Origin of the sequence: Anaerobutyricum hallii DSM 3353, assembly GCF_000173975.1 — a bacterium.
GTDB classification, from domain to species: domain Bacteria; phylum Bacillota; class Clostridia; order Lachnospirales; family Lachnospiraceae; genus Anaerobutyricum; species Anaerobutyricum hallii.
Window position 1 is genome coordinate 1 of record NZ_ACEP01000012.1, and the last position, 10,310, is coordinate 10,310.

Here is a 10,310-nt window from a genome sequence, read left to right on the forward strand (position 1 = left end):
GGAAAATTCTATTTATTGCTGGAGGGATTTGGGGAATCATCAGATGGTTATGGCTTTCCATGAAATAGTAGTTCCATCTCCAACCAAAGTACAGCCCCCTCCTCTGCTTTCGCAAAGGAGGGGGCTGTCCGTTTTGCCTCTCTCTACTGGTTCTTGGTTTTTTAAGGCATATCTTTATCTCTTGTATACTACCACAGGGAACTCCCGTTAAAGTAGCTGGGTTAGAAGATTACTCTTCTGTCAGCTTAAATCCGGCAATTCTAGCAAGCTCGCGGATAGAATCTCTGGATACCTTCTTACCTCTGTATTCAATGAGGTCTTCACACTGTCCTGTAAAGATATCACTAGGGTTATACTTCTTAATGATGATCTTATCTTCTTCTGTGAAGATTTCTAAAGGCTCTCTCTCACCAATATCGAAACTTTTACGAAGTTCCATAGGTAATGTAATTCTTCCTAATGAATCAAGCTTTCTAACTATTCCTGTACTCTGCATAACGTACTCCTCTCTGGTGCTATAATATTCTCTCTTATGATGTGCACCCGTGCAATGTCCTCTGGGTTGATTGTAGTATATCATAAAGCAGCTAGTCTGTCAACCAAAAAATAGATAATCTTTTTTAAAATGTTAAATGTTTTAGAAACTGTTGTTTTGAAATTGTTATGACAGTTTGCCGTTTTATTTTCATTCTAGTATAAATATGGGAAGTTTTGTGCTTTCTTCTATAAAAAATTGTTATTTGATTCGGGTTGTCTCATTATCTCCCGTGTAAAATAGCAACTTTTTACTTTAATTTGAGTAAGTACTGTCCATAGTTGGTCATCTTGAGGCTCTCGCCAATCTCATGAACCTTATCTAAAGATACGAATCCTTCTTTCCATGCAAGTTCTTCTAAGCAGCCTACATAGCATCCTGACTTCTGAAGTGCCTTAACAATCTCGGCTGCCTCTAACATACTGTCTGCTGTTCCGGCATCCATCCATGTAAGTCCTCTGTCAAATGGAATTACCTTTAACTGGCCTCTGCTTAAATACTCTAAGTTAACATCTGTAATCTCGTACTCACCTCTTGCGGATGGTTCAAGATTCTTAGCAATGTCAATTACCTGATTATCATAGAAGTATAATCCTGGTATGATGTAATTAGACTTTGGATTCTTTGGCTTCTCTTCGATGGATACAGCCTGTCCGTTCTCATCAAATTCTACAACACCAAATGGTCTTGGGTCATCTACATAATAACCAAATACCTTTGCGCCGTGGTCATCCTTGATGGCTTCTTTCATGATCTCATCAAGATTATGGCACTGGAAAATGTTATCTCCTAATACGAGACATACAGAATCATCTCCAATGAAGTCTTCTCCGATGATAAGTGCATCTGCGATTCCCCGCGCAACTTTCTGTACTGCAAACTCGATATGAAGTCCTAATTCACTTCCATCTCCGAGAAGGTTCTGGAACTCTCTTTCTTCCCCTGGTGGAATAATTACAAGAATGTCCCTGATTCCTGCCTGAAGTAAAGTGGCAATTGGATAATAAATTAACGGTTTGTCATATACTGGTAATAACGGTTTACAAACTGGCTTTGTCATAGGGTACAGTCTCGTACCTCTTCCAGCCGCTAATACTATTCCTTTCATAAAAATAAGTCCTCCTTAGTAACTTTGAATCCCTATGTTACTCATAATGTCTCAACTATGCTGTCAACATTCTTACATGATGCTGTCTTTAGATTCATGCTTATTAATGCTTTTATTTTAACAAACTACCATGATTCCAATATTTTATATTATTTTCCATGAGCTGTCAAACTTTTTTTGCAATTTAGTTAAATATTTATATAGTTTGTCTTTATTTTCCTGCAAATGCGCTCTGTACTGCAGCCATCGACAGTATTTAGGAACGTTTCGCGGAATTTCTTAAGGTCTGCCTGTTCATTTGCCGATACAATATTCTGAAGCATGGCAGCAGATTCCTCGCATAATGCCTCAAAATCCGTGACAACGGGACCTGGTGTAAACTGCGAATAATCAAAGTAAAAGTCTCTGCTGTCCATGTATTCTTTCTCATCAAATGCGTAGAAAAGCATTGGTAATTCAAGGATTGCTGCCTCAAATACGCTGGAACTGTAGTCTGTGATAAGAAGGTTGCTGATCAGCATGAGGTCATTGATATGTTCTTCCCCGCTCAAATCAAGTACTCTGTCCTGCCATTGTGCATCCACAGTAAACTTTTGCTTTACAAATGGATGATTCTTTAAAATAAGTACCGTGTCTTCTGGCTGCCTTTCCATAAAGTGATTCACATCAAATGCTTCCAATGGATAATATGCATCTTTATTCCCATCTCCGCGGAATGTCGGTGCAAACAAGATTACCCTGTTCTCCTTTAATATAGGATATTTCCCGTAGAGTTCCTCGCGCTTTTTCTCCTCATAATCCCAGTCAAAAAGCAAATCTGTACGCGGTACTCCCAGCGCCTGTACCTTACTTCCTGAAATGCCAAATGCTTCTGCATAAATATCTCTCACCGTATCGCTGCTGACTGGTACGAGGTCATAATTCCTGTGATTCATCGATGTCTGAGGCGCACCGCCCTGTTTACCCATACGGGTAAGGCCAAACGTCTTAAAAGCTCCGCAGGCATGCCACAACTGCACAATCTTTGTCTCGCTGCGTTTCTGAATGCTATGAAGCTGCGGATAGAAATCTTCTAAAATGATAACTGCAGATGTAGCGCATTTGAACGCACAATCCCGAAGTTCCTTCTTGCGAAGCTGATCAACTGTCTTTGTATTGATAAATGTCGTAATCTCTACCTCGGGTTCATTCTCCTCAAACCACCTCTTCACAAGCATAAGATTCCCATTCTTCTCTGGCTCTCTCTCTGAAAGGAAAAGAATCTGATTCGGATTTACCTTATTCTTCGCTATATATTTGCGGTATCTGGCTGCAAAATAGTCAGTATTTTGCTGACGGGCACTATAATTATAACCACTAATTCTATATACGGTATCATTCGCCCGCTTCGCTGCCTTTATAAAATTCTTGTCTTCCTTAAAATAATCTCTGACCAGTAAAAATGGCAATCCAAGAGAGCAAAGTCCAAACTTGAACAGATTCCTCTTGCGGACAATCTCCGCTCTGGCAAATAGTTCCTTTTGCACTGGAAATGGCTGGTCATCTAAGCAAATCTCTTCCGTTCCACACCAAAGCGTAAAAATAACATTCACCTTATGGCGTGGCGGACTGTAAAATACATATGGCAGCAATATCTCTGCATCTGCGCGAATCTGGTCACCAACTTCTCCTTCTTCTATTACTACTTCCATCGGAAAACGACGTTCTACCTGTCTCTGGGTAAATACAGCCTGCACGCGGATGCGCTTTCCCTGCATCTCGTCCGGCATCTTTGCGCGAAATCCAAGCTTCATCGTCTTCTGTGTTATATTAACTGTAATTCTGTAATTAATCTTTCTCATAATTCTTTGTCCATTATTTTAAATTATCACAACTTATTTGTTCATTAGCTTAGAGTGTGTTTGAAAAATCATTCCTACAACCTGCACGCCTCAATTTACAGATTATTTTTCCAAAGTTCCCTGCATATAGTTGTCCATCCAGCTTAAATCAATCTTTTTCTCCCACTGCCTTCTTGCGATATCCTGCTTCAGTGTGAGCGCCAGATCCTGTGACTTCTTCGCAGACTGACCCTGGCTCACTGTATCTGCAGCACTTCCTGCAAGTGCTGTACTTCCACTCTGGCTACCTGCTTTCTTATTACTCGCATCTGTGTTCACCACAATAACCTGGCTATTCTGGCTCACTGGCGAAAGTACAGATCTTCCCGCATTAGAAGTGCCTGCCAATGCAGTTCCCTTACCTGCTCCGATTGTATCTAAAAGGCTCTTACCAGTTGACATCTTAAGAATAGATACTACCTTTTTCATAGAAACATCTGCCTTCTCTTCCTGGAGTACTTCTGGAAGATTTCCCTTTACTTTCATGTAGGAAACATCGGCAAAATCTTCTGCCATATCTTCTTCTGTATAATCCTTAATCGCTTGTTTCTCCCGAAGCGCAGACTTACTCTCCTTATCATAGGACATGATCCAGAATGGACCGCCTGCACTGGCACCTTTTGACTGTGCGATTACATCTGACAGTCTGTACTTGTAAGCGGAACGCGCCCTGCTTCCGACATCGGCTACTGTTACGCAATCGTTCTTATCAATTGCTACCAGTACCATAAAATGCCCGCCTCGGGTAAAATATCCAGGTCCCATAAGGCACACTACTGGCTTGCCTTCTTTTAATGCCTTTTTAATCGCACTATAATCGGTTCCTGCTCCCTGACACTTCAGTCCATAAGCCGCTGCCATCGCAGGAATCATCTCATGTGCAGAACCTGCTCTTGAGTAAAAGCCATGCTGATAGCCCCAGATGGCTGTATCCAATGGAGTTACCCACTTACCTGTAAGAGATGTGATTACTACTGCCATGGAAGTCGGACCACATCCAGCCTTAGCGATACAGTAGCCATTCTGATTCCAGGCACTATCTGTCTGATTAAAATATACATATCCCGCAATGTATTCCTTATTATTCTTCATAGCCAGACGAGTATCATTATAAATCTTCGGGATAAATGTACTCGTTTTATCGCTTCCGTCCGGTGCGTCTTCCTCTGCTAACTGATCCGTAATCTTCTTAATCGCCTTTGTACGAATCTCTGCATCTTCTCTTGAGGAAATGTCCTTCTTCGCCTTCTTCTGAGTTGTTCCTTCTTCGTTACTATGAGAGGAATTTCCGGATGTATCTGATGTAGAAGAATCGGTATCTTCTGCCTGATCTGTATTACCAGATGTACCAGACGTATTCCTCTTCGTACCTTCTGTTGTATGTTCTGTCTGCGAATGCTCTGTATTACCGCTGCTTGTATCCCTTTCGGAAGAAGTCTGGCTCTCCTGACTTTCCGTTGCTGTCGTACTCTCTTCTTTCTTCTCTGTTGTCACTTCTGTCGTGCTCTCGCCTTCTTCAGAATTATCTCCTGCTGTCTTGCTCTGCACAGCCTTCTCCTCTGCTGCATAAACACTTACAGGTTCTACCCCTGACTGAAAAAAGCATTCCGGACCTGTAAATGTCATGACTGCACTTAACCCCACTGCCAGTACTGCCCGTCCAAAGTTGTTCATTAATCCTAAACCTTCTTTCTTTTTGATGTAGATTTTTTCGTGACTTACTGATATAATAAATCAAATAACATATTTTTACAATAGTCTTTTGCATAGTTTTGCATATTTAAGAATTACTTCTTCACGATAGTAATTCCAGTCGCATTCTACTTATATTTTATTTGTATTTACTTGATACAAAGATTTTATAGATATTGGGACAATATTACATTTCAACTTGAAATGTAATTGGATAGCTGAATATTGACCACATATTATTAAAGATTATTTTCCATTTTATTCTGTTTGAAGGAGGAGCATTTATAATGGATAAAAAGTTTAATTTTCAGGAATTACAGGCGATTGTTGCCACACTTCGCGGAGAGAATGGCTGTCCGTGGGATAAGTCACAGACGCATGAATCTCTTAAGTTATATACATTAGAGGAAGCCTACGAGGTGAATCAGGCAGTAACTGACCTCACTAAGACTGGCGACTGCGCTAATTTAAAAGAAGAACTTGGTGACCTTTTATTTCAGGTACTTTTGCAATCCCAGGTTGCTGAAGATAATGGCGAATTTGCTATCGAAGATGTTATCGATGGCATCGCCCGCAAGATGATCCACCGTCACCCTCATGTATTTGCTGGCCGCCATTATGATAGTGTAGAACAGCAGCAGGCCGACTGGGAGAAGTTAAAATCTCAGGAAGAAGGACATAAACAGACCTCTTTAAAAGAAGAGATTGCCCTTGTTCCAGAAAGTTTCCCTGCCCTCATCCGCGGCCAGAAGATTGCGAAAAAGGCTGCCGCCGCCGGACTGTTTTCCACGGAGGATGAAGATGTCTTTAAAGACCTGCTAACTTCTGTTGTGAATTTACAGCTCGGCACTGCTGGGGAAGATCCAGAGAAAAAATTCAGCAGTGATGAGGAATTGTCAGAGAAGCTGGGGGAAGTTCTCTTTGCATTATGTCGGTTCTGTGCGAAGTATAAGGTTTCAGGGGAAATGGCATTGCTGAAGAAGCTGGAGGAATTCTGATTGCCGCAGGCAGGGGGAAACGCTCCTAACGGGAGAAGATACCCTTTTTGAATGGCTCCAAAGTCATTTTCGCTCATACGAAGAATAATGCCTGCCCCGAGAAGATACCCTTTTTGAGTGGCTCCAAAGCCAGAAAAAAGCAGCTTAATTCATTAGCATTAGAAGGTGTTTAAATGCTAATGAATTAAGCTGCTTCTCCTGTCAGAGACACTCAAAAAATCTCATCTACTAAAATCGTGCAAAACTGGCTGTAATAATAGAGAAACTTATACATATCCTTTTCTCCCATTCGCTCTTTTACCCTCTCTAAGAGCTTACAGCATTTTTCAAATTCCTCGGTGATAAGTTCTTTTCCAGTCTGGGTGAACTGTACCTTGACGTAGCGGTGATCTTCTTCGCTACTTTTCATTTCCAGATATCCTTTACGCTCTAAATTATGGAGCATTCGGGATACGGCTGGCCTTGACAGCTTCATCGCATCCCCAATATCTGACGGAATGACAAATTCCTTTGCCAGTAACAGGTGGCGCAGGGTGAGTAACATTGTCAGTTCTCCTGATGGAATGTTACACATTTGCTGAAACTGTACATTGGCCTTTCGCATTTGGATGATTAGTTGCTGGTAGTCCTCTAAAGTCACTTTTTGTTCTGCTGACGGCTCGCCTTCTGGCCAGTCAGAACTCCCTGTGTCTTTCGCTTTCATATTTTTGTTATTTTCCTCCCCCAAAATAGCTTTATTTTAAAATTCTCTTTACTATTCCACGATAATTCTATCCTTCATTGGAACATATTCCTTATCCATAGCCACACTCTGGTATGCTGGACGGATAATCTTATCGCAGTTCATTAACTCTTCTAAACGGTGTGCGCTCCAGCCGACCATACGTGCCACGGCAAACATCGGGGTGAATAACTGGTCTGGCAGCCCTAAGATCCGATACATGAATCCGCTGTAAAAGTCGATATTGGCACTTACACCTTTATAGATACGGCGTTTTTCCTGAATGGTTTCGACGGCGAGTTTTTCTACTCTGTCATAGAATTCAAATTCTTCATCGTAACCTTTTTCCCTCGCGAGTTTGTCAAGGAATCCCTTGAAGATTCTTGCTCTTGGATCGGAGATAGAATAAACGGCATGTCCCATTCCATAAATCAATCCGCTGTGATCAAAGGCTTCCTTATTGAGAAGCTTCAGCAAGTAATTTTTAATCTCGTCTTCGTCTTTCCAATCCTTCACTTCCTGCTTCATCTCATCAAACATATGAACAACTTTGATATTTGCTCCACCGTGTTTTGGCCCTTTGAGTGAGCCAAGAGATGCTGCCATAGCGGAGTAAGTATCTGTTCCAGAGGAAGTTACTACATGATTGGTAAATGTCGAGTTGTTACCACCGCCGTGATCCATGTGAAGTACGAGGGCAATATCTAAAACTCTTGCTTCAAGTGGTGTATACTTTTTATTTGGGCGGAGCATACGCAAAATATTCTCCGCCGTGGAAAGTTCCTGCTTCGGAGAATGAATGTAAAAACTCTTGCCTTCTACATAATGATTATATGCCTGATAACCATAAACTGCGAGTAACGGCACAGTACTTGTAAGCTGTAAGCACTGGCGCAGTACGTTCGGTATGGAAATGTCATCTGCCATATCGTCATAACCGTATAATGTCAGTACGCCTCGCTGCAGTGTATTCATCATGTCCTTACCTGGTGCTTTCATAATAACGTCTCGCACAAAGTTCGTCGGCAATGTACGATAACTTCCAAGAAGATTCTGGAATTCCTGTAATTCCTGCTTCTGTGGCAAACGTCCAAAAATAAGCAGATAGGCCACTTCTTCATAGCCAAATCTCTGCTCTGCTACAAATCCGTCTACTAAATCGTGAATGTCGTAGCCGCGATAGCGCAGCTCTCCATCGCAGGGAACCATCTTTCCATCAACTTCTTTGGAAGAGGTGATGGTGGAAATATCCGTAAGTCCTGCCAGCACGCCTTTACCGTTCACATCACGGAGACCTCGCAGTACATGGTACTGGTCATACAGGCCTGAAGGAATCTGTCCGTGTTCCATAGAAAGTGCAGCCAGATCCTGCAGTTCCTGTGTCATCATTGAGTATTCATTCATTCTATCACCTATTCTTTCCTGGTTAACAATGTTAGTTAGCTTTGTTAATTATTATATAGAAAAAAATTTGTTTTGTCAAATTCATCACAGATGAAGTATACTAGAGCGTGTTTGAAAAATACTTTCCCCATAAATTGGGACATACATATTACTGGAGTGATTTCTCAAACACTCTTTATTTAACTACAATTTATTCTGACAAGATTTTACCCTGTTTATAAGTAGTTTACGCAAAAACCGTGTCTCTTACCACCAAAATTTTATGTAATGTGTACAAGTTTTTTCTGTTTTAAAATATTTGACTGTGCTATACTATAAATAACTGTATATACGCTGAAGAATATATGCACTAAAACGTATATATATTACATATTATAATCGGGGATAGTATGCACTTTTCCCGATTTTAATGCAACTTATAATTATTTAAATAAAAATATTTTTTAGAAAGGAGCGTATCATTTATGCAAATACAACGTCTCGTAGATCTGGAGGACTACGAATTTGATACATTGCTCGTCACATACAATCATAAAAATCGTCTGAGTATCGAGCTTGGAAAAGTTAGCGAGATTTTTGAAAGTCTTCAGGCCGATGGTCTCGTTGGAGGAAGCAAGGTATACGGTCTCCGAGGAAAGGATTTTTCTTATCAGGGACAGCCTTATTATAACCTGATTTTCATTGGTATTCCTGAGAAGGCAACTCCGAGAAGATTTCAGTTACAGTTCGGTCAGGCTATGAAGGAAGCAAAGCGTTTCCACGGAAAGAACCTTCTTATGACCGCAATCGGAGAAGATGTTTCCTACTGGTTAAGTTCTGCTATGAAGGGACTTCTCCTCGCAGATTACTCTTTTGACAAATACATTTCTGATAAGCCAGAATCTCCAGAGCTGCATCTTGGAATTCTGACAGGAATTGATTCTGCATCCTTTAAAAAGGAAGAGCAGTACACAAGAATGATGGCAAAAGCCGTTACAACAGCCCGTGACCTGGTAAATGAACCAGCGAACGTGATGACTCCTGCAGCTCTCGCAGCTAAGGCAAAGGAAATCTGTGAAAAGAACAATATCAAATGCACAATTCTTGAAAAGCAGGATTGCGAAGCACTCGGCATGAATTCCTACCTGGCAGTTGCCCGTGGTTCTAAACAGTCCGCTAAGTTTATCGTTATGGAATATAACGGCCGTGTTACAGACGATGAAAAGATTGCTTTAATTGGAAAAGGTCTTTGCTTTGACTCCGGCGGATATAATTTAAAGCCTGGCAATGCCATGAAAGGCATGCATGGTGACATGGGCGGCGCAGCCGCAGTTATCGCTGCTATGGGTGCAATCGCAGAGGCGAAACTTGGCATTAACGTAACCGCAGTTATTCCTGCCTGTGAAAATATGATTTCCGGCAAGGCAATGAAACCGGGCGATATCGTTAAGTCTATGAATGGCAAATACATCGAAGTTGTTAACACTGATGCTGAAGGCCGTATGGCACTTGTTGATGCCATTACTTACGCAATCCGTGAATGTGGAGCTACAACATTAATTGACGTAGCAACTTTAACTGGAGCCTGTGTTGTTGCCCTCGGTGACCGCTACACTGGTGCTTTCAGTAACAGCGACGAACTTATGTCCAAGATTGTCCAGGCATCCATCCTTGCAGGAGAAAATATCTGGAGACTCCCAATGGGCGATGAAGAATATGATAATCTGAACGCATCTACTGTAGCAGATATCGCTAACTGTGGTAAAAAATGTGGTGCAACTGCCGCTGCAAGATTCTTAGGTGAATTCGTTGAGAAAAAACCTTGGGTACATCTTGATATTGCTGGAACATCGGAATCTGATGAAGATACTGAGATTTACTCTAAGGGTGGAACTGGTGCAGCAACAATGTTGCTGTATGAAGTAGTGAAATTGATGGAAAAACCATATAAGAGTTATTAAATCCTGATTTGCACAGCAAAGCAGACGCTTCC

At 41.4% G+C, this 10,310-nt stretch carries 8 protein-coding genes; 2 read left to right on the forward strand and 6 right to left on the reverse strand.

Features of this window, described 5'->3' with window-relative positions:
* Nucleotides 1–229 precede the first annotated feature (229 nt).
* From EUBHAL_RS01010 to EUBHAL_RS01025, 4 genes are all read right to left on the reverse strand, one after another.
* Nucleotides 230–496, reverse strand: a complete 267-nt coding sequence (locus EUBHAL_RS01010) for an AbrB/MazE/SpoVT family DNA-binding domain-containing protein (protein ID WP_022170125.1) — start codon at nt 494–496, stop codon at nt 230–232.
* A gap of 289 nt (nt 497–785) precedes the next feature.
* Nucleotides 786–1,643 carry a glucose-1-phosphate thymidylyltransferase RfbA gene (rfbA, locus tag EUBHAL_RS01015; protein ID WP_005343693.1) on the reverse strand — a complete coding sequence of 286 codons (858 nt, stop codon included), beginning with the start codon at nt 1,641–1,643 and terminating at the stop codon, nt 786–788.
* Between the two features lie 188 nt (nt 1,644–1,831).
* Nucleotides 1,832–3,484 (reverse strand): CDP-glycerol glycerophosphotransferase family protein, encoded by a 1,653-nt coding sequence (locus EUBHAL_RS14585; protein ID WP_005343696.1) that lies wholly within the window; start codon nt 3,482–3,484, stop codon nt 1,832–1,834.
* A 102-nt stretch (nt 3,485–3,586) separates the two neighbouring features.
* Nucleotides 3,587–5,197: a C39 family peptidase gene (locus EUBHAL_RS01025; protein ID WP_005343698.1), complete on the reverse strand. Its 1,611-nt coding sequence runs from the start codon at nt 5,195–5,197 to the stop codon at nt 3,587–3,589.
* A gap of 305 nt (nt 5,198–5,502) precedes the next feature.
* On the opposite strand from EUBHAL_RS01025, the gene EUBHAL_RS01030 reads away from it, so the two are divergent.
* On the forward strand, nt 5,503–6,213 hold the full coding sequence (locus EUBHAL_RS01030; RefSeq protein WP_005343699.1) for a MazG family protein: 711 nt from the start codon (nt 5,503–5,505) through the stop codon (nt 6,211–6,213).
* Nucleotides 6,214–6,424: 211 nt separating this feature from the next.
* Here the strand turns inward: EUBHAL_RS01030 and EUBHAL_RS01035 are convergent, their stop codons facing one another.
* Nucleotides 6,425–6,916 carry a MarR family winged helix-turn-helix transcriptional regulator gene (locus tag EUBHAL_RS01035; RefSeq protein ID WP_044921304.1) on the reverse strand — a complete coding sequence of 164 codons (492 nt, stop codon included), beginning with the start codon at nt 6,914–6,916 and terminating at the stop codon, nt 6,425–6,427.
* Between the two features lie 51 nt (nt 6,917–6,967).
* Nucleotides 6,968–8,338, reverse strand: a complete 1,371-nt coding sequence (locus tag EUBHAL_RS01040; RefSeq protein WP_005343704.1) for a citrate/2-methylcitrate synthase — start codon at nt 8,336–8,338, stop codon at nt 6,968–6,970.
* A 464-nt stretch (nt 8,339–8,802) separates the two neighbouring features.
* On the opposite strand from EUBHAL_RS01040, the gene EUBHAL_RS01045 reads away from it, so the two are divergent.
* Nucleotides 8,803–10,278 (forward strand): leucyl aminopeptidase, encoded by a 1,476-nt coding sequence (locus EUBHAL_RS01045; RefSeq protein ID WP_005343705.1) that lies wholly within the window; start codon nt 8,803–8,805, stop codon nt 10,276–10,278.
* Nucleotides 10,279–10,310: the final 32 nt, after the last annotated feature.

Excerpts from the sequence above, each read along its gene's own strand:
- EUBHAL_RS01010 (WP_022170125.1), bottom strand. The coding sequence starts at position 496 with ATGCAGAGTACAGGAATAGTTAGAAAGCTTGATTCATTAGGAAGAATT.
- rfbA (WP_005343693.1), bottom strand. The coding sequence starts at position 1,643 with ATGAAAGGAATAGTATTAGCGGCTGGAAGAGGTACGAGACTGTACCCT.
- EUBHAL_RS14585 (WP_005343696.1), bottom strand. The coding sequence starts at position 3,484 with ATGAGAAAGATTAATTACAGAATTACAGTTAATATAACACAGAAGACG.
- EUBHAL_RS01025 (WP_005343698.1), bottom strand. The coding sequence starts at position 5,197 with ATGAACAACTTTGGACGGGCAGTACTGGCAGTGGGGTTAAGTGCAGTC.
- EUBHAL_RS01030 (WP_005343699.1), top strand. The coding sequence starts at position 5,503 with ATGGATAAAAAGTTTAATTTTCAGGAATTACAGGCGATTGTTGCCACA.
- EUBHAL_RS01035 (WP_044921304.1), bottom strand. The coding sequence starts at position 6,916 with ATGAAAGCGAAAGACACAGGGAGTTCTGACTGGCCAGAAGGCGAGCCG.
- EUBHAL_RS01040 (WP_005343704.1), bottom strand. The coding sequence starts at position 8,338 with ATGAATGAATACTCAATGATGACACAGGAACTGCAGGATCTGGCTGCA.
- EUBHAL_RS01045 (WP_005343705.1), top strand. The coding sequence starts at position 8,803 with ATGCAAATACAACGTCTCGTAGATCTGGAGGACTACGAATTTGATACA.